Origin of the sequence: Vibrio aerogenes, from assembly GCF_024346755.1 — a bacterium.
In the GTDB taxonomy this organism is placed as follows: domain Bacteria; phylum Pseudomonadota; class Gammaproteobacteria; order Enterobacterales; family Vibrionaceae; genus Vibrio; species Vibrio aerogenes.
The window spans coordinates 1042487-1069082 of the sequence record NZ_AP024862.1 but is presented as its reverse complement, the minus strand read 5'-3'; the positions used below and the strand labels follow the sequence as shown (position 1 = coordinate 1069082).

Below are 26596 nucleotides of genomic sequence, written 5' to 3'. Positions count from 1 at the left end.
ACGATATAATCTTAACTTGATTAAGATAATCTTAATCACAGTGAACAGCCCCTAAAGATTGAACATGGAACGGCAGGTTGAAAATGAATTTTGTTTCCCCCCAGATCGTGGCCTTTATTACTGTGATTGAAGAGTGCAGTTTTGAAGCGGCAGCGAGGCGCCTTTCAGTGACACCGTCAGCGATTTCTCAGCGAATCAGAACACTGGAAGATCGTATCGGACAATTATTGGTTGTCCGGCAGACACCGTGCAGGCCCACGCCAGCAGGTCAGCAGTTATTGACCAAAGTGAAGCCGATGTTGTTGCTGGAAGCTGAAGCGATGGCTGAATTTCATCTCACAGAAGACCATCAGGCGTCATCTGATCCATTTGCTATTGCCGTCAATGAAGATTCGCTGTCGACCTGGATGATTGCAGCCTTTGCCAGATTACAACATGAGTATGGTTATCTGTTTGATATCCGGATTGATGATCAAGACTTTACGCTTGACCATTTGCGTGATGGTTCTGTCATGGGAGCAATTACTTCAGAAGCGGTGCCTCTGCAGGGGTGCGTTGTGCACAGCCTCGGAAATATCCGGTATTGTGCCATCGCCTCTCCGGCGTTTGCTGAACGTTATTTTAGTCATGGTCTGAATGCAGAAAGTTTTGCACGGGCACCGGTGCTTGTTTATAACCGGAAAGACCCGTTACAAAACCGGTTTATTCATGCAGTCACGGGACAGTCAACAGAGCCGCGGACGGTTCAGTATCTGCCTGATTCCGCTGGTCTGGTTGATGCGGCTGCCCGGCATATGGGCTGGTGCCTTGCTGCTGAAGGGCTGATCACCGAAGCTCTGGCAACAGGCCGGATTGTGAACATTGCACCGGAGCAGTGGCTGGATGGACCGCTGTACTGGCAGCATGCTTCAATTCGTTCGGGAGTGCTGTCTCAGATCACTGATATTTTTTATGCAGAATCTGCCGCAACACTGCACCGGTAAATCAGGAAAGTAAATAGCGACTACAGGTTAGAGTGTGAAAGATAAACACGCTCTAATCCTGTTATTCTTGCAAGCACCCATTTAATATATATCTTGGTGACTTCAGGATGCATGTTCAGTTTATCCGCAACACGACGGATCGCTCGGCATTTGAATGATGTCACAACCCCACAATATGAAGATGGTATTGTCATTCTGAGCCGGGCTGATGCGGCGTTGCTGGTCAGGAAAATAAATGGAGGCGAATATTGAATCAACCCATTGTATTGCTCCGGGGTTTATTCCGTTCTCAGTTTCACTGGGGCATTTTCCCACAGATATTACAGGATTTGTATCCGGAGCGGTCTGTCGTTTGTCTGGATATTCCCGGTGCCGGTAAACGACACAATGAAATCTCGCCTTCATCGGTCCGGGGAATGGTCGAAAGCCTGCGGGCTGATTTTAACGGGGCTGTAAAACTGGATATTATCGCGGTTTCTATGGGGGGGATGATTGCGCTGAAATGGGCAGAACTGTATCCCGATCAGGTGGCTTCTGTCATCTGTATTAATACGACTGCGGCGGGGTTCAGCCCATTCTGGCAACGCTTGCTGCCCGACAATTATATTCGTCTGATTGTTGCCCTGTTTTCCGGAACATATCAGCGGGAATCTGTGATTTTCAGGCTGGTGTCTAACCAGCCATCTGATGACCGGCTGATAGAGCAATGGGTCGCCACTGACAAACAATATCCGATGCGGAGGATGAATTTTTTCCGCCAGTTGTACGCGGCTGCGACGTTTGAAGTCTCCCGGCCGGCTTGTCCGTTGTTGTTCATTTCTTCAGCGCAGGATCGTCTGGTTTGTCCGGAAGCGACACAAGCAATTGCACATGCATGGCGTGAACGTTTGATCATCAATGAGCAGGATGGCCACGATATACCGCTGGATAATCCGCAATGGCTGTGCCGGCATGTCAGCCCGTGGTTACATAGCGGCTTTGTTTCTCCTGAACCAAAGCGCGACCGGTCCTGACGGTTTTCTTTTTCGCCTTCGCTGGCAGTACCACTCAGGTGATGTGAATGCTTTACTGACGGTTTTCATTCAGCAGTGTTTCAATCCGTGTGTCCAGAATGGTTTGTAAGGACTGACGTTGTCCGGCTTCGTCACTGGCTTTGACTTCAGTCAGGCGGCGAAGAAATGCGGGTAACTGCGTCGCATGATGCGCCAGCATTTCCTGCGGATAGCTGTGTCTGTCTGAGTCAAAAGCAAAGTGCATCTGATTCGCCGATGGATCACTGCTACAGGTGATATTGAATCCGTCGGCAGCTCCTCTGGCGATCACTTCATGACGAACTTCACAGCCGGGCAGGACCGGTACATCAAAAGGCAGAATATTGATAAATGGTGTCAGAAAAAAGCTTTCTTCCTGATTCAGTCCCTGATCCGCTTCAATCCGCTCCAGCCGGTAACGGCCATGACGATAGATGGTGCGCAGATTTTTCACAGCCTGGCGGATATATTCACCGAGTGTTTGTGACCGATCTACGTCGATTTGATAGGGTAAAATGTTCACCATCAGGCCCGGAATATTGGCAGCCACGCTGCCCCAGCGGTTCATAAACGGCAGCCAGAGCATTTTTTCACCGGCCTGATGCAGATACAGCGCAATCAGTGTCACGAGTAAGTCAGGCCAGCCGGTGCCGAGCAGTTCGGCGCTGGTACGCAGTCCGGTTGAAACCTTTGCAGAAAACCGGGTTTCCAGGCGCAGAATATCCGCTCCGGCCATATCGTAATCCGGATCAAGCCTGGGAATATCCGGCGAAGCCGATAAATAGTCTTTCCAGAATTGCTGATCACCCTGATGCCGTTTGCTGCCGGTGTATTGATGCTCTTCATTCATATAGTCACGGAACGCATAAAACGGGCGTCCTTTTGGTGTGTGCCGGCATAAGTGGCTGTAAAGCTGACAACATCGCTGTTCGAACAGCATCATACCGTATCCATCAATCAGAATATGGTGTGAGCGGGTGTACCAGAGGTAATGATCCGGCCCGAGAACAAACAGCAGATGCACCGACATTTCAGGATCGAGAATATTCAGAGGCTGGCGGATGTCCTGCTGCATTTTTTTTTGTGCGGTCTGATAAGGCGTCTTATCTTGTGTCAGGTCGACCCGGACCAGTTGAGGCCGGTGCATGCCCATCTGCTGTTGCGGCTGGCGTGCTTCTTTGGGGGCAGCTTCTTTGAGAACCGCGGTGAAAATATCACTTTCATGCAGTGTCTGGTTGACAGCCAGTGTGAATGCTTCCTCATTCAGAGCGCCTTTAATTTCAAGATAATGAGCAATGGTTGATATTGAATTACGACCATACTTCCGGAACTCTTTCCAGTAATGTTGCTGTGCCCCGATAATCGGAAATTGTTCACAAGCTTGATGAGATAACATAAGCATCCTTGGTTGATGACTGATCAAATGTTTATTGCTGATCCGTTGTTTATTGCTGGTTAAGCGATTCATCGTGTAATGGGATGATACGCTTGTCTGTCCCCGGTACGACCTTCCCCGGTACGACCTGAGTCAGCGTAGTATCCGGAAGTTAACATACTGAATTTTTTGATGTCATTTATTAATAAAAACGATTATCATTTGCTTTTGTGTGGTGATGCTTGATCACCCGTTGGCTGTGTCCTGTATTGTTGTATACGAGTGATAATTGTCATATACAGGTGATAACTGCTTCTTTACTTTACGAGAGAAGTGGACTGTGTCCGGCTCAACAAAGTGAATAATAAACATTAACTGTAATGAGAATCAATATCATTATGAAAAACATTTTTCTGCTGGTTGCTGTTTTGTTCAGCAGCCTGACATTTGCAAATGACGCTGTATCTGACGCTGAATCCGGCTGGCCCCGGGTCTTCCACAATGATGATGGCACCACGACAACCATCCCTGCGAAACCCCGGCATATTCTTTCCACCTCCGTGACGGTGACCGGGACATTACTGGCGATCGGTGCACCGGTTCAGGCCAGTGCTGCCACCGTAGATGGCCGTTTTTTCGGCCAGTGGAAATCGGTAGCCAGTCAGCGTGGGGTTCAAAAACTCTGGTCTGCCGGTAGTGTGGATCTGGAGTCGGTTTATGTGCAAATGCCGGATTTGATTGTTGTGTCAGCTTCGGGTGCAGACTCGGCCATGGCTCAGCTGGCTGAATTAAAAGAAGTGGCTCCGGTTATTGTGGTTGATTACAGCGATCGGTCCTGGCAGTCGCTGGCGATCAAACTGGGACAGGCAACCGGACTGACCAAACAAGCGAAACACCAGATTGATGCATTCCGTCAACTGGTCTCAGACAGCCGGGCGCAGATGACGCTGCCTGAAGGTATGACGAATATTATCAGTTATCACGGTGCAGGTGTCGTGAATGCTGTGGCGAAGCCTGAAGGCGCGCATGCCCGTCTGTTGGCATCCCTGGGATTCAGGATGGAAGCACCGGATCCGGCGTGGCAGACCGGTGTTGTTCAGCACCGGGATTTTCTGCGGGTTAATTATGAAAATCTGACCCGGCTGAAAGCGCACACCACGTTTTTACTGGCATCCGGTGACAGCAATGTGCAGCGTTTTATCCATGATCCGGTATTGCGTAACCAGCCTTCGGTCCGGGCTGGTCAGGTCTATGGGTTGGGACAACATTCATTCCGGATTGATATGTACAGCGCGACAGAAATTATCCACGCACTGTTGAAACGGTTTGGACCGGAAACTGCGACACCGTGAACAGGTACAGAGGATGAGTATGAGCACATCGTCTTCCCGGACGAACATCGCAAACCCGTCGCAGGAACCGCCATGGGGAAAGCAACTCTGGCTGTTAAGCATGCTCGTTATATTGTTGGCTGGATTCAGTGTTTTCATCGGTTCAAGGCCTATTCCGGTGCAGGTGACGATAGATGCTTTACTGCACTTTAATCCGGCGGACAGCCAGCATTTACTGGTGCATTATCTGCGGGTCCCGCGGACCTTACTGGCGATTGTTGTCGGCGTTGCTGCCGGTGGTGCAGGGGTGCTGATGCAGGCTTTGACCCGCAATCCGCTTGCCGATCCCGGCATCTTGGGTGTCAATGCCGGTGCCATGGCTGCAATTGTTATGGCGATTGCCGGGCTGGATATGGTGGACGTGTCGCACTATATGTGGTTTGGTATGGCGGGTGCGGCAGTCAGCGGGATTGCAGTTTATTTTCTGGCGGGTGGCAGCCGGATGAATCCTGTCCGGATTGTGCTGGCTGGTTCTGCGGTGACGGTTGTGTTACTGGCATTGACCCATATCATCACCATTAACAGCCATCAGGAAGTGTTTGAACAATTTCGCCACTGGACGGTTGGCGCGCTGCAGGGACGTGGATATCCGGTGTTGATTCCCGTTTCTGTATTGGTGGCTGCCGGTGCTTTACTGGCCTTATCGCTGGCTTCTGTACTCAATACCGTGGTACTCGGGCAGGATTTAGGTAAAGCCCTCGGAGCCAGTCCGGTCCGGGTTTGGCTGCTGGCCAGTCTGGCGATTATTCTGCTGGCCGGTGCTTCCACTGCTGCCGTCGGCCCGATTAGTTTTCTGGGACTGACAGCACCTCATCTGGCCCGGTTTTTTGTCGGTTCAGATCATCACCGCCTGTTGCCATTCTCAATGCTGATCGCCGCTGTATTGTTGTTAATTGCAGATATTGCCGGACGCCTGATTGGTTATCCCGGTGAAATCAGTGTCGGTATTATGGTTGCGCTTATCGGTGGGCCTTTCTTTGTATTTCTGGTGCGAAAATGGAAACTGTCACAACTGTAAATCCGGCTGAACAGGCTGGCCGTCAGATATATTTATCCCGCTCGGTATGGCGGTGTGGGGCTTATTCGGTGACTTACTCCCGGCGTGAATTACTGGTGGGTCTGTTTCTGTTTGGTTTGCTGTGTCTGTCCGCTGTTTATGCCACGACGGTTGGCAAATTTCCCCTTTCGCTGAGTCAGGTCACGGATATTCTCGGGGGCGTGCCGGAACACCGGATTCAGGCGCGGGTATTATTTCATATTCGCTTGCCGAGAATTGCCACGGCGATCTTTGCCGGATGTGCGCTGGGGGCTTCCGGTGCCGTTTTTCAATCGGTTTCCCGCAATGTACTCGGTTCGCCGGACATTATTGGTTTTACCAGTGGTGCGGCAACCGGTGCGCTGATTCAGATTGTATTGTTTTCTTCCGGCACAGTAGCGGTGGCGCTGGCTGCAATTGGTGGCGGACTGGCGACTGCGGTCGTCGTTTATCTGCTGTCTTTCAAGTCCGGCAGTGTCGGATATTACCGGTTGATTCTGACAGGAATCGGTGTCGGTGCGGTGCTTTCTGCGCTGAATGGTTTGTTATTAGTGAAAGGCAACATCGATGATGCTCTGACAGCGAATCTGTGGCTTTCCGGATCACTGCATGCGCGTAACTGGACTCACGCACTGCCGGTGATGGTGGGCGTGGCTGTATTGCTGCCATTGATGAAATGGCTGGCCCGGCCTTTGATGATGATCGAAATGGGTGATGAAATGGCAAAACAGCTTGGCATCAGGATTGAGCGCGTCCGGCTGATGATGATGTTGTTTGCCGTGATTCTGGCGGCGCTTGCAACCGGCGCTGCCGGTCCCATTGCCTTTATTGCACTGGCTGCGCCGCAGCTGGCAAGACGTTTGCGCCGTTCCGGTCATCTGCCGGTTTTCAGTGCGGCACTGATGGGAGGCCTGTTGCTGCTGGCGGCTGACCTGCTCACCCAGCTGATTCCGCTGGATTTGATCATTCCGATTGGCCGGATGACCGGGATTGTCGGTGGCATTTATTTACTCTGGCTGCTGAATAGTTCCCGCCTCTTTCGCTGATGAACCGGCTCTGTCACTTCCTGCATCAGCAGCGCTTAGTCTCAGCGTTTGGGGCAGACAAACTTCCGGCAAACTTCCGGGGACAGACGCACGAGCATACGGGGACAGACGCCGCATGTTTCTCGGGACAGGCAGAACGAGCTTCTGGGGACAGGCTAATTTCAACTCAATTTCAACCAAGGTTCCGGAGCTTATGGGAGCTTACGGGGACAGACAAGGTTCCACCGAGGTTCCATGTCCCCGGTTATTGGCGCACCGCACTATGGCGTAATGATTATGGCGTCAAGGTGATACCGGATTGCATGCCGTTGAATAAAATCATTAAATGCAAATGATAATTCTTTACATTCTCAACATGTTTTCATAGAGTAGCAATTCTGAATTGCTGGCAGACCTGTGATGACCATTTTTTCAGCAATTCTTCTTTTTATAATCAGATTCTGGCAGCCGGGAAGCTCAGACGAAGATGACCGGGTGTGTATGACAGGAGTATCTCAGATGAAAGCAGTGCACACCGTGCAAAAAAATAAATCAAAAAAAGGCATGCAACAACTCAGTTTATTATCCGCAGCGGTGACAGGTGTCTGTCTGGGCATGGCCGCACCGGGTGCTGTTGCCGCAGACACGCAGAGTCAGCCGGCGCAGACCAAAGAACAGCAGATTCCGGTCGTCACCGTATACGGAGAAAAAACACAGCGGACATTGCAACAAACTAGCTCCAGTGTTGCCGTTTATGATGATGATCAGATTAAAGCGCTTAATGTCACAGAAGCGGGACAGTTACTGAAACTCACACCCAACGTGGTCGATGTGGGGAACGGAAATGCGGTTGCGACGATTCGCGGACTGAGCGGTTCCGGGCCGGGTTTTGGCGCCGTTTCCTTTTTGACGGGTGTGCGACCGCGTCTGAATGTGTCGGTTGACGGACGTTCCCTTTCTTATAATGAGCTTGCGTTTGGCCCACAGTCTTTATGGGATGTAAAACAGACAGAAGTATTCCTTGGGCCGCAGAGCTATATTCAGGGACGTAATGCGATGGCCGGTTCAATGGTCATTACGACCAACGATCCTACCTATGATTTTGAAAGTGCGGTGAAAGCCTCAGCCGGAAACCAGAATTACCGTCAGTTTGCAGCAATGCTTAACGGTGCCGTGATTGATAATCAGCTGGCGATGCGTCTGACTGCGGAGCGTCAGCAACGTTTGAGTGAGGTTGATCTGGCGACCTATTCACCGGCGGGCGATTCACGTGAATTTCAGACCACCACGCTGAGAGCGAAATTCCTGTATGAACCTGAAGCGCTTCCTGACCTTTCAACCAAGCTGACGATTGCCAATTATGATACGCGGGCCCCACAGACAGAAAACCAGATCAGTACGGTTCCCCGGACCCGCTATTCTGCTTACCGGCCGGTGTTTGAAACCAATTCAACCAGCGGAATCTGGGATCTGGATTACCAAATCAACGATAGCCTGACATTTGCAGCCAAAACCATTTATACCGATTTTGATATTGACCGTCTGGCACAGACAAATGCTGCAACGATGAGTGGAGATGAGTTTCAGATCGAACCCAGCCTGCGTTATCAGTCTGCTGACCAACGGGTGCATCTGCTGACCGGATTGTATTATTTCACCAAAGATCAGGATGAAGAGATCGATGGTCTGGGGACATTCCGCGATGAAACAACCACGGCTTCTGCCTACGGAGAATTAACATATGCAGTGACGCAGGATGTTGATGTCACCGCAACCGCCCGCTACGAGACCGAAGATCGTAAACGTCATGGCGGAAACGCGCCAAGATTTGCGTTGTCCTTTGATGAGTCGTATCAAACCTTTTTACCGAAATTATCGCTGGCCTGGAAAGCGGATAGTGAGAACACATACGGGGCGAGTGTTGCACGTGGTTATCAGAGCGGCGGCGCTGGTGTCGAATTCACTAACTTCACGACTTACGAGTTTGATCCGGAATATGTTTGGAACTATGAGCTCTTCACCCGTCACCGGCTTGCAGACGGTCAGGTTGAGCTGACCTCAAACGTTTTCTATAACCGCTACGATGATTTACAGGTCCTGAACAATCTGGTGATTGTGAACGCGGATAAAGCCAGCTCCTATGGTCTGGAAGCGGGCGCGAACTGGCTGATTTCTCAGGACTTACAGTGGTTCGTCAACCTGGGCCTGATGAAAACCAAAGTTGAAGAATACGGTGCCGGTTATGATGGCAGTGAATTACCAAGAGCGCCGGGCTTTTCTGCAACCAGTGGTGTGCGTTACTGGTTTGGTGATTTTGAGCTGAGTGGTAACGTCCGTTACACCGATGGTTATTATTCCACCCTGAATAATGACAGTGAAGGCAAAGTGGATGGTTACAGCGTGGCTAATATGCAATTGGCTTATGTCTTCGACAATGGCCGTGTGACGCTGTTTGCGAACAATCTGTTTGATTCAGATGATGTGATTTATTACGGCACCACCAATGGCACGACGATCGATAAAGAAGGTGCGATTTTGCAACAGCCACGGCTGGTGGGTGTGTCCTTCAATTACGATTTTTAAATCTGCTTCCTGATACCGGCGCTCAGACGCCGGTATTTTCGGCGTTCAAGCGATGCAGTGAAGCGATTTTGTTTCAAACGATAATTGTTTCAAACGATAATTGTTTGAAACGACATTTGTTTAAAAACGACTGTTGTTTCAAAACGATATGTGTCTGAAAAAATATAGGTATAAAACGATCTATGTTGGAAAGGGTCTTTGGTGGCAAAGATCTTCGTAAGCAACAAAGGATGGTATACAGGAAAACTTATTATGACGTTATTAAGCCATCATCAGTCTGAATCATCTGTGTCATGGTCTGCTCAGACTGAACAACCCTCTCTGTCCGATACCGATAACCGTTCTGCCGGCTCTGCTTATTCTGTCAGAGGACATACCGCTAAAGAACATTCTGTTAACGAGCATCCTGTTAACGAACATCCTGTCAACGAACAAGCGGTTGATGACCATTCTGGTCTGTCTGCTTCTGCTGAAAAGCGGCCCGTTGATGAAGCGGAGTCTTTGCTGTGGTTATTGCATCAGCAGTCACAGGCGTGTCCTGTTCAGTACGCTGTTGCTTACCGGTTGCCCGTCGCGGCCGCAGACGGCGCAGCAGGGACAGACACCGGACGGCTGGTCACTGCGTTGATGCAGGTCTGCCGGCAGCATCCGGCACTGAGAACGGTTTACCGGTTTGATGATCAGATGGGCCTGTATAAAACTGACATGGCTGACTTTTCCCCGGTTATTGTAGAGCCTGTTGCTGGTGAGCAGCAGGCAGTTGCACGTCTGGCAAGCCTGCGCGCACGGCCATTTGATCTGGCAAGGCAGCCTGGTATTCAGTTCGTTGTTCTGATGACACCGGATGCGCTTATCCTCGGGGGTGTGATTCACCAGATCCTGAGTTCGAAAGCCAGCCCCGGTTCGCTTTTCAGCATGGTCGCGTCACTTTATAACGGGCAACCCGTGTCATTTCCTGCGATGTCAGAACAGCTGAATCCGCAGACACTGATGCTTCCCGATACCATTGTCGCAGCTGGTGTGCCGGGTCTGAATCGACATCCTGCCGTCGCTGAGGTAAAAAGTGTCTGTCCCCGTAATCATGTCCGTAACAGTGTCTGTCCCCGCAATACAGCGGAAGAGGATGGGGAGATGGCGGGCGCACATGACAGCGCACAGTTTTCAGTGTCGCTGCATCTGAAACCGCTGGCCGGTTTACTCGCGTCAGCCGGACAAACTCCAGCGGCCGTTCTGACGGTGTTGTCGACGATTATCGCCAGACAGCTTGCGGCTGTTTGCGGCCAGCCGGTTGTCCGGGTCTGCGTACCGGCAGAAGCGGTTCCCAGTGTGGATGCTCTGTATGGTTGCCTGACAGGGAAAGGCCTGAAAACCCTGACACTGGACTGTTCACAGCCAGATACGTTGCTCAGTCAGGCAGCACAACAGATGCAGGCTTCGGACTGTCGGCCTTATCAGGCTGATGGTGCAGCGCATCTGCCGCAGGTTTTGTTGATGGCTTTATCTGATCCGGCTGCTGATTTTGCCGGATTACAGGCACAGCGTTTTTGGTTGCCTGTTCAGTCTGTTCCGTTTGAACTGACTTGTTCGGTTGTACTTAGTCCGCAGGGGGAAGATACGCTGATGCTGACCACCGCAGAGAGCTTGTCTGCTTATGCCGGTGGCTGGCTGCTGGAACGTCTGGCGGCAGCGGTATGTGGTCACTCCCAGGCCAATATTCAGCCTGTCATGGCAGAAAATGGGATGCACTCCTGTGAAAGCGGCGAAACTGGCGCCGGAGAGTCTGTCACTGCTGAGTTGGCTTTGTCAGGTTTATCTGTGCCGGAAGAACCGGATTTATTCTCCGCATCTTCTTCTGGCCCTGCGTTTCTGCCTGTGATTCTCAATGCTTTCCGCGAAGCGCTTAATGCGCCGGATATGACCGAACATGATGATTTCTTTGATATGGGTGGTCACTCTTTGATCGCGACCCGGGTGATTGGTCAGTTGTTGAACGATCATCAGATTGAGATTCGGATGAATGATCTGTTTCGCTATGCCACACCCCTGGCACTGGCAGCGCATGCGATCGTACAGGGAAGCGGGCAATCTGGTGGCGGGATGCCGGAACACGGGAATGAAATTTCTCCGGTTCAAACCCATCCGGCTCCTGTTTGTGTGAGTGAACAGCCGCAAAGCGGCCCGTTTCCGTTGTCTCATGCACAGCATGCCATGTGGACCGTGGTTCAGAAGTTTGCGGCGATGGGGCTCAATCATGTGTTCAATATTCCATTCACCCTGCATTTTCCTGATGGTGTGGATGAACCCGCACTGTTTCAGGCTTTCCGGGATTTGCTGATTCGTCATCCGGGGCTGCGGACACATTTTGAAGCGGGTAGTGATGGCCCGGTGCAGCGCATTGTGTCAGTCAGTGAGCTGGATGAATATCAGTGGTTCCGGACGAGTGAAGACACGGTGTCAGAACCATTCCGTGATGCACTGAACCGCGAAGCCGCGTACGGCTTTGATCTGGCACATGAATTGCCGCTGCGGCTGCGCTTTATCCGCGACAGTGAAGCGGGTGAATTGTATCTTTCAATGTTGTTCCATCATCTGGTGCTTGATGAATGGTCGGTGAATCTGATGATGGATGAACTGGCTCAGGCTTATCAGTCCCGTACCGGCGGGCAGGCGCCTGAATGGTGTTCAGAGCCATTGCCTTTCCATATCTATGCCCAACAGCAAGCGGCGCAGGGCATTAATCAGCAGCACCTGGAATTCTGGCTGAATCATCTGCAGGGCGCACAATGGGCTCAGCCGGTATTTGATGAAGATCATCCGCTTCATGAGCCTGCATCGCAAAGTGCAGCAGGAGAAGGAGGCTGGGTTGAGTTCCGCCTTGAGCCCGAAGTGTCTGATGGGTTGCACCGGCAGGCCAGAGCCAATAATGCTTCGCTGTTCAATGTGGTGTATGCCGCGATTGTTTCATCTTTGTATTTGCTGGGAAATACCAAAGAGATGGTTGTCGGCACGCCGGTTTCCGGGCGAATGGATGCTGCATTTTTTGATACGGTTGGTTATTTTACCACGATAGCCGTGCACCGGGTGTTGCCTGATGACCAGCTCTGTGTCCGTGACATGATTCAGCAGGTGAAACAAACCATCAATGACTCGATGCCTTACACAGATATTCCGGTGGATGTGATGGAATCCGCACTGTTCGGAGCAGACAAAGACAAGCAGCCGGGACACATGTTTGAAGTGATGATTCAACTGCATGCCAAGAATAAGCTGCATGGTAGTCTGGTCTCTGCTGAAGGCTACCGGGTGAAATTCAGCCAGGTCGATCCGGAAAAACAGGAAGCGGCGCTGGGGCTGCAATTCGAAGTGATGGAAGAAACGGTGGATGGTGAACCGCAAATCAGGGTTCTGATGAGTTATTTGTCACAACACTACAGTCCGGCTCAGGTGACGTTATTACGCGAAGCCACCCATCAGGTGTTGAATACGTTTGCAGCCGAAAACGCGGCGGTGCTTTCTTTATCCGCAATCCGGCAGCAGCTTGAACCGCTGTTACCTGATCATGATTAATCACCGGAGAAATATGTGAAAGAAAAGGGTGTGGCAGTCGCTGAAAACAGGGTGGCTGAGACGCAGGCCAATGCGGGTGAACGTGTGCGTCTGTCCGGTCAGGAGTTAACGCTGGGCTATGAAGGGCGTCAGGTCTGCCGGGATTTGACGGTGAATATTCCGGACGGACAATTTACCGTGATTGTCGGACCGAATGGCTGTGGCAAGTCGACATTGCTGAAAAGCCTGTGTCGCCTGTTGAAACCAGAAGCGGGGACGGTTTATCTGGACGGCAAAGATATCCATACGTTGCCGACCCGGGATGTGGCAAAAACACTGGGATTATTGCCACAGAGTGCCAATGTACCGGAAGGAATCAAAGTGGCCGATCTGGTGGCCCGGGGACGTTATCCGCATCAGAATATGTTTCGCCAGTGGAGTGAAGACGATGAACAGGCCGTTGCCCGTGCGATGGCAGTGACGGGGGTGGATGGTCTGGCGGATCATATGGTGGACCAGCTCTCCGGCGGCCAACGTCAGCGGGTTTGGATTGCGATGGTACTGGCGCAGCAAACGCCGGTGATTCTGCTCGATGAACCCACGACTTATCTGGATATTGCACATCAAATCGAGCTGCTGGATTTATTCCGCCAGCTCAACCGGGAATCCGGTCATACCGTCATTGCTGTCCTGCATGATTTGAATCACGCTTGTCGTTATGCCGACCATTTAATTGCAGTCAGGGAAGGTGCGGTTGTTGCGCATGGCGATCCGGCATCGCTGGTCACGCCGGATCTGATTCAGCAGGTTTTCGGCCTGAATAGTTTGATTATCGAAGATCCGGTGAGTGGAACGCCAATGGTTATTCCCAAAGGGAATCGATAAAGTCATTTTTATGAATATTTTTAGCGATATCCGGTCATTATCTGTGTTAACATGCTGCTTATAAATATAATTGATAATAATTATGATTTGTATTCACATTAGCGGTTTGTCACTGCAGTGGGTTATATCTGGAATGTGATGGAGTGTGCTCCGAACATTGAACGCTATAAAGGATATAGGATGACGCCTGTTAAACTATCAACAAGAAAAAAGTATTTAAATCTGAGTATTGCTGCTGTTTTAGGACATGTTGGTCTGTGTGCACCGGCAATTGTTTTTGCTGAATCTCCTGCGAATTCGAAGTCGTCAGTGATTACTGTTGTTGGAGAAAAAATCAACAAGAACATTAACGATACCTCTTCAGCGGTTTCCGTGATTTCTGCCGATGAGTTTGAAAATGGCCGCGAGACCAGCGCCAATGATCTGGCGACGCGGATACCAAATGTCGTCAGCGGTGGTTTTGGGGCGATCAGCATCCGTGGCATCAGCGGGACAGGCGCTGCATTGGGTGGCTATGCATTTTACAGTGGCTCACGGGCACGGATTTCAACGATTGTGGATGGTGTGACTCAGTCCTGGTCTGGCTATAGTTTTACGCCGAGTAAACTCTGGGATGTCAGTCAGGTTGAAGTCCTGCGTGGTCCCCAGTCGACGACTCAGGGCACAAATGCCATCGGTGGTGCGCTGGTTTTATCAACCAATGATCCGACTTATACGTGGGAAAGTGCACTGCGGATGGGGATGGAGCATTATAAAAATGATAATGTGAAAAATAATCTGGCGTTGATGGTTTCCGGGCCTTTGATTGATGATGAACTGGCATTTCGTCTGGCACTGGATGGCCGAAAAGGTGAAGGCTGGATGAATTATAAGCAGACCGCCACTGAACTGGATAACGGGCCGGACGTCGATGATGCAAAAAATATCAATGCACGGATGAAGTTTCTCTGGGAACCGTCGGCTTTGCCGGATCTGAAAGCCAAACTGACGCTGACCCGTCAGGTCTACAAAGGTGAATATCTTAACTGGGCCAACGACAGTGAGACGGGATACACCTCACATACCATGACACTAAGCCTTGCTGACCGGGAAAACATCCGCCTGCAGGATTCTGATGTCGCATCTGTCGCAACCGATATCGATTACGCACTGACACAGGGACTGACCAATGCATTCCACTTCAGTTATCTGGTAACGGATGTTGAATTTGAACAGTATCCGAACAGTATGGTGGTGACTTCAGATAAAGATCATATGGTGTTTGAGAACCGGTTGTTATATCAGTCTGATGATGCTGCTTTTTCAGGGGTTGCCGGGTTATTCTGGTCCAGAGAAAAAACCGATCTGCAAATTGGCTCATCATTTGGTGGCCCGAATGAAGTGACGACTTCTGCACTCTATGGCGAGGGCACTTATGCAGTGCTGCCTGAGTTAAAGCTGATCGGTGGGATGCGGTTTGAAAATGAAAAAATCGATCGGTCACTTGCTTTTTCATGGCGTGATGATGATTATGCGCAAGATACCAGCAAGGATATTTTCCTGCCAAAAGCCGGCATTGTTTATGACCTGACTGACAACATGGTTGCCAGTGCATCGGTACGTAAGGGCTATAACGCAGGTAGTGCCTCTGTGAACTGGGATACCTTTGCTTACTATGATTACGATGAAGAAACGGTTATCGCTTATGAAGCTGGCCTGAAAACCAGTTTTGATGATGCAGACCTGAATGTCAGCCTGTTCTATAACGACTATTCCGGCTATCAGGCATTCGTACAGTCAGCTTATATTGATAACATTGAAGATTCACATACTTATGGGGTTGAACTGGAAGGCAGTCTGTGGGCAACTGATTCACTCCAGCTTCGCAGTTCCATTGGTTTGATGCGCTCGAAAGTGGATCATGATGATGTGTCCATGGCGGGTAATGAACTACCGAATGCGCCGCACAGTAACCTATCTGCCGGATTTACTCACTATGTCTCAGATAATTTCTCATTTGGCAGTGATGTTGTGTACGTTGGTAGCGCTTATTCTGATCTGGAAAATACAGCGGATCTCAAAGTGGATGATTATGTGACCGTGAATGCTCAGATCCAGTACATCTGGGGTGATCTGACCATTGATGGTTATGTGACGAATCTGACTGACGAAGATATTATCTACATGAAACAGAGTACCAGAGCATCGGTCGGACAAACTCAGACGATTGGTCTGAATCTGACTTACCGGATGTAATTTTCAGTTGATCGTTTTACCGGAGGAGCCCCGGCAATCACTGCCGGGGCTTTTTTGAAAATATGCAGGAAATGACAATATTAATATTTACTGGTTGAGACATAAACGTTATCTGAGCCAAAACCGACGATGTCATTCAGTCCGCTATGCCATCAGCAACTCAACCAACTGCCTTTGCTCCGGATTCATTGTTTCCGGTGGTGTAACCAGTGAATGATTCAGCACGGAGTGTGCCGCGGATTCCGGCATATTGGTTTGAATCAACGCTATCACTCTTGCTGCGATAGTCTGGGCACGTTCGGCGTTTTTCATCAGATTGGCAATGGCAAGCTCTGTGGTGACATTTGCTTCCCGCGGGTGCCAGCAATCATAGTCCGTCACCATCGCCAGAGAGGCATAAGCCATTTGCGCTTCAAGCGCCAGTTTTGCCTCCGGCATATTCGTCATCCCAATCACACTGGCATTCATTGAGCGATACCAGTTTGATTCAGCCAGACTGGAAAACTGTGGTCCTTCAATGCATAAATAAGTGCCACCTTGATGTAGTGCGGCTTCTGGTGCTGCTTGTTTGACAGCCTGACTCAGTAATCCGGCCAGGCCCGGACACACCGGTTGCGCCATTGAAACATGTGCAACGATACCATCGCCAAAAAATGTACTGGCTCTTTTTTTTGTCATGTCGATATACTGGTCGGGAATGACCAGATCCAGCGGTGCCATTTCTTCTTGCAATGAGCCGACCGCGGAAAAAGACAGCAGATATTTGACGCCAAGCTGCTTTAGCGCATGAATATTGGCACGGTACGGCACTTCTCCCGGCAATAGGCGGTGGCCACGGCCATGCCGGGCCAGAAATGCGACGGGCACGCCAGCAAGTGTACCGGTTAATATTTTATCAGAAGGCGTGCCATATGGCGTATCCAGAGCGTGTTCCGTTGTGTCTTCCAGCCCTTTCATCTCATATAGCCCGCTTCCGCCAATCATGCCGATTTTTATTTGAGTCATCAGTTCTTGTCCTCTGTTACCTGTCACTACGGGTTAGTCGTCACCGGAAGGCATTGAATTACAGTTGAACTGCAAAAAATACTTGTGACCTGATTCCTGCACCCTGAGTGTACTTGTTTGAGTGTAAGTGTGGATGCTCATATGTGCCAATACGATATTCTTATGCGTTTTTACGCAGGGTTTCTTACTTACCCCTTACGGGGACAGACGCATTTACTACTTACGGGGACAGACATCTTTATCATCTTTATCGGACAAAAGGGAAGCGCATCATTGCTATGAAAGTGGCAACATAGCTTTTTTGAACCAAACTATGTGTACAGCCTGTATTTTCTTATTGGCGGAAGAAAGAAGTCTTTTCTTGTGGGGACAGACGTGTTTGAACGTTTAAACGAACCGGCCTTGCAGGAGGACTTGCAGGGACAGACGCATTTATCTGACGCATTTATCTGTCTCTGAAGCGTCTAAAGGGACAGACGGTGCAATTAATTTTCTGTTTTGCTGTAAGAATTCCGGAGGTCGCTGCGACGAAAGATAAACCGGATGATTTTGTTTGAAAGCGGAGTTCATTATGAGAGCCATGTTACCCCTGCTGGAAGTGACCGATTTTCCAGCGATTCAGCGTAAACTGCTGGATACTTTGCAGGTGAATCTGGGTTACAAATGTAATCAGACTTGTCGGCATTGCCATGTCAATGCAGGACCGAACCGGACCGAAATGATGACAGAAGAAACGCTGGCGATGGTTTTGTCAGTTTTATCTGCCCGGAAAATTCAGACACTTGATTTAACCGGCGGAGCACCTGAGTTACATCCGGGATTCCGGAAACTGGTTCGTCAGGCAAGGGAGGCGGGTGTGCATGTGATGGACCGCTGCAATCTGACAATTTTGTTTGAGCCGGGGCAAGACGGACTGGCTGATTTTCTGGCACAGCATCAGGTTGAAATTGTGGCTTCCCTGCCGTGTTATTCGCTTGAAAATGTTGATAAGCAGCGGGGCAAAGGGGTATTCGATAAAAGTATTGCAGGTTTGCAGCAGTTAAATGCGCTGGGATATGGCCAGCCTGACAGTGGTTTGATTCTGAATCTGGTTTATAACCCTCAGGGACCGGCCCTTCCTCCAAATCAGGAGGTGTTGGAGGCCGATTATAAACGCGAGCTTCGTACCCATTTCGATATTGAATTCAATCAGCTTTACGCCCTGACCAATATGCCGATCAAACGCTTTGGCTCTTCTCTGGTGGCCAGAGGGCAGTTTGATGATTATATGCAATTGCTGAAAAACAATTATCAGGAAGATAATCTGGCGAATTTGATGTGTCGTTCGCTGGTGAGTGTGGACTGGCAGGGTTATTTGTATGACTGCGACTTTAACCAGCAACTGGGGCTGGCGATGTCCGGACGCCATCGAAAGCATTTGCGGGATTTATTGACGACGGACCCTAACGGTGCGCCTGTCTGTGTCGCTGATCATTGTTTTGGTTGCACTGCCGGGCAGGGAAGCAGTTGTGGTGGGGCTCTGGATTAATGCTTGTTTTCCGGCTGAACAAATAATTTTTACCCACGGGGAAACGTAATGAAAAAAGGATTACTACTGGTTTTGATTGCTGCTCTGGTCGCTGGTTTTTTTTATTTTGACCTCAATCAGCTGTTAACACTGGAGGGTATGAAGCATGGTTTAAATGAATTTGAATCATTGCGGGCAGCACAGCCTTTGTTTGTGAGTGGCGTTTTTTTTCTGATTTATGTGTTGGTAACAGCGTTGTCATTGCCCGGCGCAGCAGTAATGACACTTGCTGCTGGTGCATTGTTTGGTCTGGTTTGGGGGACGGTGATTGTGTCCTTTGCCAGTACTATCGGTGCGACACTGGCATTTCTGGTTTCCCGTTACCTGTTACATGATTTTGTTCAGCGCCGTTTTGGCATGCGAATGAAGCCAATGAATGACGGGATTAAAAAAGATGGGGCATTTTATCTGTTTACCTTGCGTTTGGTTCCTGTGTTTCCGTTTTTTCTGATTAATCTGTTGATGGGGCTAACGCCGATCCGGGCGCTGACTTTCTACTGGGTCAGTCAGGTCGGGATGTTTGCCGGGACGATTGTCTATGTCAATGCTGGTACGCAGTTGGCCCAACTGGACAGTCTCTCTGGCATTTTGTCTCCGGCGCTGCTGCTGTCTTTTGCGTTGTTAGGCATTTTCCCCTTAATAGCCAAAAAAGTATTGGCGATGATTCATGCCCGCCGGGTGTATGCCAGCTATCCGAAGCCAAAAACGTTTGACCGAAATTTGATTGTCATTGGTGCCGGTGCCGGCGGATTAGTCACCGCTTATATCGCGGCAGCGGTGAAAGCAAAAGTGACCCTGGTTGAAGCACACAAAATGGGTGGGGATTGCCTCAACTATGGTTGTGTGCCCAGCAAGGCCTTGATTAAAAGTGCAAAAGTGGCTCAGCAGATACGTCATGCGGAACGCTACGGACTGGAAAATGGGGAATCGTCTTTTTCTTTTCGCCGGGTGATGGCACGGATTCAAGAGGTGATACGGACTGTCGAACCTCATGACAGTATTGAACGTTACACTCAACTGGGTGTGGAAGTTATTGAAGGGTATGCACAGCTGGTTGACCCATGGACAGTTGAAATTAAGCGACATGACGGAGAAGTGCAGAGACTGACCAGCCGCGCGACTGTCCTTGCAACCGGAGCCCGTCCATTTGTGCCACCATTGCCCGGTATTCAAGAATCCGGCTATGTCACCAGTGACACTTTATGGGATGTTTTTGCTGAGCGGGACCAGGCACCGGCGCGCTTAGTGGTGTTAGGCGGCGGGCCAATTGGCTGTGAGCTGGCACAGAGCTTTGCCCGGCTGGGTTCTCAGGTGACAATGGTTGAAATGGCGCCACGGGTGATGGTTCGTGAGGATGAAGATGTATCGGCACTGGTCGCGGCATCACTGAAAGCGGATGGTGTCTCGTTATTAACCGGACATCAGGCCTTACGCTGTGAAAATAACGGCGATACGAAGCGGTTGATTGTCAGTACTGGTCATGGGGAGAAAGCGATTGAGTTTGACGAATTACTTTGTGCGGTTGGCAGAGTTGCCCGGTTAGAGGGGTTCGGGCTGGAAGCGTTGGGAATTGAAACCAACAAAACGATTGTGACCAATGATTATCTGGAAACACTGTATCCGAACATCTTTGCTGCCGGTGATGTTGCTGGTCCTTATCAGTTTACCCATACGGCGGCTCATCAGGCCTGGTATGCAGCGGTGAATGCGCTGTTTGGTCAGTGGAAAAAATTCAAAGTGGATTACCGGGTGATTCCGTGGACGACTTTTGTTGAGCCTGAAGTTGCCCGGGTCGGGTTGAATGAGCAGGAAGCTGGCGAAAGAGGCATTGCTTATGAAGTGACTTGTTTTGGGTTGGATGACCTGGATCGCGCAATTACGGAAAGTGAGCGGTGTGGATTCCTGAAGGTGTTGACTGAGCCGGGTAAAGACCAGATTTTGGGTGTGACCATTGCTGGGGAGCATAGTGGGGAGCTAATGGCGGAATTCGTGCTGGCGATGAAGCATGGGCTTGGTTTAAACAAGATTTTGGGCACGATTCACGCTTACCCGACCTGGGCCGAAGCAAATAAATATGCTGCCGGAGAATGGAAGCGGGCACATGCACCGGAGCGGATTCTTGCCTTGCTGGAGAAATATCATGGCTGGCGGCGTGGCTGTACTGAATCGTGATTTGTTTTATCTGTTTTACGGTGTTTTTGTGGGGACAGGCACCCAAAGTAAGACAAAGTTGCGGGGACAGGCAAAAGGTTGTGGTGAGGATAAAGTTTTAAGGACAGACACAAAAAACGCGGCTTACGGGGACAGACGTCACAAATAAGTATCCGGGAATAAGATGAAAAAAGTTAGTACATCAAAAAGACAAGATGACAGGCAAGCTGATTTCAATCTCACCCAGCCGCTGTTGTCTTTTATTGTGCCAATGCTGAATGAAGTCCAACAGTTGCCGGATTTGATCTCGCACCTGAAGGTTTGGCAGTCACATGGACATGAGGTTTTGCTGGTTGATGGCGGCAGCAATGATAGCTCCGTTTTTTTAGCTCAATCAGAAGGGTTACGGGTTATTCAAAGCGAAAGAGGCAGGGCAAAGCAGATGAATGTTGGTGCTGCAACAGCTAACGGGCGCATTCTGGTTTTTTTGCACGCTGATACCCGCCTTCCGCTATTGGCGGATCAAATGATGATAAAAGGTCTCAGACACAGAAAGTGGGGCCGGTTTGATGTCCGGCTGACGGGAGAGGCGTGGATGCTCCGTGTTGTGGCTCTGTTGATGAATTTTCGTTCCTGTCTGACAGGGATAGCAACTGGTGATCAGACCATCTTTGTCGATCGGGAAGCTTTTTGGACCATCGGCGGATTTCCGGAGCAACCTTTGATGGAAGATATCGAAATATCGAAACGTCTGCTATCACAAAGTCGCCCGTGTTGCCTGCATACCAAAGCAACCACTTCAGGACGTCGCTGGCAGAAACGGGGAATCTGGCGGACGATCTGGCTGATGTGGCGTCTCAGGTGGGCGTACTGGAGAGGTGTATCGGCTGAACAATTGGCGGAGGAGTATCGATGAATTCTGTCCGGATTATTTTGGTAGCTAAAGCACCATTACCAGGACTGGCAAAAACCCGTTTGGCCCCGGCGTTGGGTAAAGATGGCGCAGCGAAACTGGCACTGAAGTTATTGCAACACAGTGTTAATGAAGCAGTTGCTGCTGATACGGGGCCGGTCGAACTTTATGTTTCGCCGTCGGTAGCTGATCCGGTTTGGGATGGCTTAAATGTTCCCGGTTGCGTGCAATGGTCCCAACAACCTGACGGTGATTTAGGGGAGCGGCTGGCTGCTGTGGCACAGAGAGTCACTGGTCAACAGGAAGCTGTTTTGCTTATGGGGACTGACTGCCCGGGGTTAACGGCTTCGGTTTTACGTGATGCAGCCCTGGCTTTGACTGATGATGACGCTTGTTTAGTTCCGGTGAGTGATGGTGGTTATGCATTGTTGGGGTTAAAACAGTATTTGCCATCGGTATTTACCGATATGCCCTGGAGTACCAGTCAGGTTGCTGAACTGACGATTCAGCGGATTCTTGCCGCCGGGAGAAGCTTAAAAATTTTGCCAGAGCTACACGATATTGATGAGCCAGCTGATTTACAGTGGTTGCCTTCGGATTGGGATTGATCGAACGTGTTTTGTGGGGACAGGCACCCAAAGGTTGTCATAAACGTCATAAAAGGACAGATCGGGGATAAAAGGACAGGCAGTTCTTGACTCAGTGATTCAGATGTAAATTCAACATAAACGGAGAAAAATCAATGCATGACATAGTTCAGGATTATTATGGAAAACAGTTACAGAGCTCAGCTGATTTGAAAACGACGGCTTGTTGTGATGTCACTGCTGTTCCTGAGTGGTTAAAACCCTTGTTGTCAAACATTCACCCGGAGGTTCTGTCCCGTTATTATGGTTGTGGGCTTGTTTGCCCTACGCTTTTGTCTGGTTGCAGGGTATTGGACCTTGGTTGTGGATCCGGTCGTGATGTGTATGCACTTGCTCAGATGGTTGGACCGGAAGGCGAAGTTATTGGCGTTGATATGACAGAAGAACAGTTGACAGTTGCTCAATCACATCAGAAATGGCATGCGGATACATTTGGTTTTGACAATGTTCGTTTTGTCAGGGGATATATCGAAAGGTTAAGAGATCTCCCTCTGGAAGCTGGTTCATTCGATGTCATAGTGTCTAATTGTGTTGTGAATCTGTCACCGGACAAAGCCTCGGTACTGGAAGGCGTAAAACATCTGCTCAAACCGGGAGGAGAATTTTATTTCTCTGATGTGTATGCCGATCGGCGTGTACCGGATGATGTTCGTCATGACCCGGTTATCTATGGTGAATGTCTCGGTGGGGCATTGTACTGGAATGATTTTCATCGTTTGGCACTTACTTCTGGTTTTACTGATCCAAGGCTTGTGACTGATCGTCCGCTTGAAGTTACAGTGCCTGCGCTGGCAGCCCGTACGGGTAATATTCGTTTTTACTCGGCGACATACCGGTTATTTAATCTGGATGGTTTGGAAACATCTTGTGAGGATTATGGTCAGGCAGTGATCTATCAGGGAACAGTGCCTCATCATCCTCATTATTTTGAACTTGATAAACATCACAGGATAGAGGCAGGAAAAGTGTTTCCGGTATGTGGCAATACCTGGTATATGCTGCATGATACCCGTTTTTATGAGCATTTTACGTTCCTGGGGGATTTCAGCCAGCATTATGGCTTATTTGCCGGGTGTGGTTCGTTCATGCCGTTTGATACAAGCGGGAGAGATATGGATGAAGGAGGATGCTGTTAGGTCACTGTGTTTCTGTTTCTGGGACTAGTGTTTCTGGGACAGACATTAGTGGAAGGACAGGCATCAGTATTATGGCAGTGATAAGGGCTGGCAGCAGATACATCAGGCAGTAATAAGGACAGACATATTCAGGTATTTCTGCAAGACCATAACCATAGCTGCGTCTTTACAGGCGGATGTATTTATAGCCATCATTTTATAGAAAAAGTAAAGGGAGTGTGCTCTGAATGTGAACGGGTATGCAATGATATGTTACAGGCTCTATTTTTTACATGATAGTATCTGAGTCTATATGTTTATCCCGTAAATACGTTGTTTGTGGAAATAGTTTTTTACCGACAGGAGTTGCTCAGGTGTCCCGATCCATAAACAGTGTTTTTTCTCAAGTTGTGTGCAGGCTTTGAGTGTATCTGTCAGGTTGAGAGAAAGCCGGTCAATGATTGCTGGCAGGTAGGCAGGAATGCTTCCTGATTTGCTTTCCCGCATTTGTCTGCCAACCCAGTCCACCCATTCCATATAATCTATAAGGCGAAATGGAATACCATCGGTTTCTCTATTGGCGGTTTCTCTATTGGCATGTCCGGTAAATGGCCATAATCCTGCCGGTGTTGGCTGAGAATTTGTCAGTGAATCAATCCGTTTCTTAATCGATGTGTATTCAGACTCTTCCGGTGTTTCAGCCTGTTGAGCCCGGACTGGATTCAGGTCAGTATAAGTCATAGCTGCCAGCAGTGCTTTTTCATCCAACAGCGCCTGAGATTTGAAGCGGCCTTCCCAGAAATGTCCGGAACATCTGTCTTCTTTATTCGCCTGAAGTGCAATCTCAAAATTCAGCTCTTTCATCAGCCAGCTGAGGGAATACAACCGTGTGCGCCAGAGATGAATTATCTTTTTACATGTATTTATTTCTGCCCGTGAGCGGAGAAATCCTTTCATATAGCGGAAAACTAATTCAGGAAGACAGTGAATTTTTGTCCAGCGCTCAATGACTTGAATATCCGAGAGTTTTTCAGCTTTTTCCTGATTGATGTGGACAACGAGATGATAGTGATTACTCATCACCGCATAGGCGCAGATGTCGATGCAGAAGATGTGAGCCAGCTGATGAATCCGGTTTTCGACCCAGTCTTTCCGGTGTGCATAGCTCCGTCCGGAGACCGGATCGACTCCGCAAAGAAATGATCGCCGTACACAGCGGGACACGCAGTGATAATAGGGGGTAATCGCCAGATCAACTTGTTGAGAACGTGGGAGTGTCATTGTTTTTCTTAATCTTTATTGTCATCGGTATGGCTCATCATGAATTTGTCAAAACCGTAAATAAAGGATGGTGTTGCTAATTTGCGATGTGCCATGGTGAATCAGATGTAATGAATGTCAGTCAAGAATGAGCTGGTGTCGAAAGGCTTAGGATGTCTGTCCCCAAAAGCGCCCCAACAAAGCGGTGTGTCCTCCCTTAAGTATGTCTGTCCTTCCAAAATGCGTCCTGTCAATGATTAAAATTTGAAAGGTCTGTCCCCGTAAAATGTCCCCATAAAATTGCCGTAAAACCGTATTCATCCAGATGATTAAAAATAAAATGACCTTTCAAAAAGTTACATAGCCCTCATTTTTCAAAAAAAAATTCTACCAACCTCAAATGTTTACTTTTTGGTTGATTAAATCAAAATATTTTTACTTTAAAGTTGATAAAGTTTTCTGGTTGACTGAAGATGCATAGTGAAAAATCACTATTCACTGAGGTGCTAAAAACATTTTTGAACAATTCAACATAAAAAACGACGTGTAACAGGAGCTATTATCCTATGTCACCATTAACAATAACGATCACAATTTTAGTGCTCACCATTGTGGCATTTATGTCAGGAAGAGTTTCTTTCTCATTGATTTCAATGGGAATTATTCTCTCTCTGATTTTGACTAAAATCGACACCCCCGCTGAGGCTTTATCCGGCTTTGTGAATCAGAATGTTGCAATGTTTGTTGCGATGTTTGTGATTGGTGCCGGTTTGACCAAAACCAGTATTCTGGATCGGACACAATCACTGGTACTCAGGTACCGGGATAATCCGAAGATGCTGATATTTATTGCCAGCTTTGTGGCTGCACTGCTGGCGGTTCTCACCAGCGCGACGGCTGCAGCAGCAATTATGCTGCCGTTAATTATTGGTATTGCGAATGAAATTGATGTCAGCCGCAGTAAAATTCTTTTTCCGGCGATGGTGGTTGCAAATATTGTCACCGGAATGACCTTTCTGGGGCAGGGAGCAAGCAACATGGCGTTTAGTGACATCATGATGCAAGCCGGCGGCACAGAACCTTTTACGATTTGGTCATTCACAATTGCCAGGCTGCCATTCTTTCTGATTGCTCTGGTTTATGTATCCCTGATTGGCTGGCGTTTACTGCCGGACATCCCAAACGATCAGTTCCAGGACAATATTAAAAAGAAAGAAAGTGTGAAGCTTTCTCCGGCGAAAGAAAAAACAGCTATTTCACTGATTGTTTTAACCATTGGGGCGATGCTGTTTGCTAAAGAACTACATATGTCGTTATTTGTGATTTCAGCATTAGGGGCTTGTTCGCTGGTATTCTTCGGTATCCTTGATGAAAAAGAAGCTCTGAGTTCCATTCATTTACCGACGGTCTTTTTGTTTGCTGGTGTCTTGCCACTGTCTGCGGCGGTGAAATCAACCGGTGCCGGCGATGTTGTGGCTGACCTGATGATTCAGATGCTGGGCAATTCAACCAATCCTTATTTTATCATGTCGGTCTTTTTCATTGTGCCGTTGATTATGACGCAGCTGATGTCAAATCTTGCCACCATGACGATTTTCATTCCGCTTGTATCAGCCGCAGGCGCTAAAATTGGCGTTGATCCTCGTGCATTAGTGATGGGTGTTTTGATTGCGGGCAGTACTTCCATACTGACGCCAATGGCTGCACCGGCTCAGGCGATTATCATGGGACCTGGTGGTTATCAGCTGAAACATTACCTGAAAGCCGCGATGCCACTGGTCATTGTGATTACGGTGTTCTCTATTTTCTTCCTGCCCGTTTTATTTCCGTTTAAATAATATTCGTCAG

At 49.1% G+C, this 26596-nt stretch carries 19 protein-coding genes; 16 read left to right on the top strand and 3 right to left on the bottom strand.

Annotation, left to right across the window (positions count from 1 at the left end):
• Positions 1-83: 83 nt before the first annotated feature.
• The 3 genes from OCV29_RS22255 to OCV29_RS22245 all read left to right on the top strand — a co-directional run bounded on the left by OCV29_RS22255 (position 84) and on the right by OCV29_RS22245 (position 1996).
• A complete protein-coding gene (locus tag OCV29_RS22255) occupies positions 84-983 on the top strand; it encodes a LysR family transcriptional regulator ArgP (RefSeq protein WP_073602845.1) in 900 nt (299 codons plus the stop codon).
• 111 nt (positions 984-1094) lie between these two features.
• Positions 1095-1235 (top strand): hypothetical protein, encoded by a 141-nt coding sequence (locus OCV29_RS22250; protein ID WP_261887405.1) that lies wholly within the window; start codon positions 1095-1097, stop codon positions 1233-1235.
• Complete coding sequence (locus tag OCV29_RS22245) at positions 1232-1996, top strand: alpha/beta fold hydrolase (protein WP_073602846.1); 765 nt, start codon at positions 1232-1234, stop codon at positions 1994-1996. The genes OCV29_RS22250 and OCV29_RS22245 overlap by 4 nt, the downstream gene beginning before the upstream one ends.
• 52 nt (positions 1997-2048) lie before the next feature.
• Here OCV29_RS22245 and OCV29_RS22240 read toward each other — a convergent pair whose 3' ends face one another.
• Positions 2049-3410 carry a condensation domain-containing protein gene (locus tag OCV29_RS22240; protein ID WP_175561516.1) on the bottom strand — a complete coding sequence of 454 codons (1362 nt, stop codon included), beginning with the start codon at positions 3408-3410 and terminating at the stop codon, positions 2049-2051.
• Between the two features lie 377 nt (positions 3411-3787).
• Here OCV29_RS22240 and fepB point away from each other — a divergent pair, with 377 nt between their 5' ends.
• From fepB to OCV29_RS22205, 7 genes are all read left to right on the top strand, one after another.
• Positions 3788-4741 carry a Fe2+-enterobactin ABC transporter substrate-binding protein gene (fepB, locus tag OCV29_RS22235; protein WP_073602903.1) on the top strand — a complete coding sequence of 318 codons (954 nt, stop codon included), beginning with the start codon at positions 3788-3790 and terminating at the stop codon, positions 4739-4741.
• Positions 4742-4760: 19 nt separating this feature from the next.
• Positions 4761-5798: a FecCD family ABC transporter permease gene (locus OCV29_RS22230; protein WP_139281533.1), complete on the top strand. Its 1038-nt coding sequence runs from the start codon at positions 4761-4763 to the stop codon at positions 5796-5798.
• Entirely contained in the window at positions 5777-6862 is a 1086-nt protein-coding gene (locus OCV29_RS22225) for a FecCD family ABC transporter permease (RefSeq protein ID WP_073602849.1), read from the top strand. The genes OCV29_RS22230 and OCV29_RS22225 overlap by 22 nt, the downstream gene beginning before the upstream one ends.
• 498 nt (positions 6863-7360) lie before the next feature.
• A complete protein-coding gene (locus OCV29_RS22220; RefSeq protein WP_073602904.1) occupies positions 7361-9424 on the top strand; it encodes a TonB-dependent receptor in 2064 nt (687 codons plus the stop codon).
• A gap of 252 nt (positions 9425-9676) precedes the next feature.
• On the top strand, positions 9677-12991 hold the full coding sequence (locus tag OCV29_RS22215; RefSeq protein WP_073602851.1) for a condensation domain-containing protein: 3315 nt from the start codon (positions 9677-9679) through the stop codon (positions 12989-12991).
• Between the two features lie 90 nt (positions 12992-13081).
• Complete coding sequence (locus OCV29_RS22210; RefSeq protein ID WP_370737172.1) at positions 13082-13855, top strand: ABC transporter ATP-binding protein; 774 nt, start codon at positions 13082-13084, stop codon at positions 13853-13855.
• 180 nt (positions 13856-14035) lie between these two features.
• Entirely contained in the window at positions 14036-16090 is a 2055-nt protein-coding gene (locus OCV29_RS22205) for a TonB-dependent receptor (protein WP_073602852.1), read from the top strand.
• A 144-nt stretch (positions 16091-16234) separates the two neighbouring features.
• On the opposite strand, the gene mtnP is transcribed toward OCV29_RS22205, so the two are convergent.
• Positions 16235-17095 carry an S-methyl-5'-thioadenosine phosphorylase gene (gene mtnP, locus OCV29_RS22200; protein ID WP_073602853.1) on the bottom strand — a complete coding sequence of 287 codons (861 nt, stop codon included), beginning with the start codon at positions 17093-17095 and terminating at the stop codon, positions 16235-16237.
• A gap of 571 nt (positions 17096-17666) precedes the next feature.
• On the opposite strand from mtnP, the gene arsS reads away from it, so the two are divergent.
• From arsS to OCV29_RS22175, 5 genes are all read left to right on the top strand, one after another.
• Positions 17667-18623 (top strand): arsenosugar biosynthesis radical SAM (seleno)protein ArsS, encoded by a 957-nt coding sequence (gene arsS / locus OCV29_RS22195; protein WP_073602854.1) that lies wholly within the window; start codon positions 17667-17669, stop codon positions 18621-18623.
• Positions 18624-18671: 48 nt separating this feature from the next.
• Positions 18672-20834, top strand: coding sequence for an FAD-dependent oxidoreductase (locus OCV29_RS22190; protein WP_073602855.1), 2163 nt, complete (start codon positions 18672-18674; stop codon positions 20832-20834).
• A 163-nt stretch (positions 20835-20997) separates the two neighbouring features.
• A complete protein-coding gene (locus OCV29_RS22185; protein ID WP_073602857.1) occupies positions 20998-21729 on the top strand; it encodes a TIGR04283 family arsenosugar biosynthesis glycosyltransferase in 732 nt (243 codons plus the stop codon).
• Positions 21726-22334, top strand: a complete 609-nt coding sequence (locus OCV29_RS22180; protein WP_073602858.1) for a TIGR04282 family arsenosugar biosynthesis glycosyltransferase — start codon at positions 21726-21728, stop codon at positions 22332-22334. Before OCV29_RS22185 ends, OCV29_RS22180 begins: the two co-directional genes overlap by 4 nt.
• Before the next feature lie 134 nt (positions 22335-22468).
• Entirely contained in the window at positions 22469-23509 is a 1041-nt protein-coding gene (locus tag OCV29_RS22175) for a methyltransferase domain-containing protein (protein WP_073602859.1), read from the top strand.
• 288 nt (positions 23510-23797) lie between these two features.
• Here the strand turns inward: OCV29_RS22175 and OCV29_RS22170 are convergent, their stop codons facing one another.
• Positions 23798-24769 (bottom strand): transposase, encoded by a 972-nt coding sequence (locus OCV29_RS22170; RefSeq protein ID WP_073602860.1) that lies wholly within the window; start codon positions 24767-24769, stop codon positions 23798-23800.
• Between the two features lie 545 nt (positions 24770-25314).
• Here OCV29_RS22170 and OCV29_RS22165 point away from each other — a divergent pair.
• On the top strand, positions 25315-26586 hold the full coding sequence (locus tag OCV29_RS22165; RefSeq protein WP_073602861.1) for an SLC13 family permease: 1272 nt from the start codon (positions 25315-25317) through the stop codon (positions 26584-26586).
• The last annotated feature ends 10 nt before the right edge of the window (positions 26587-26596 follow it).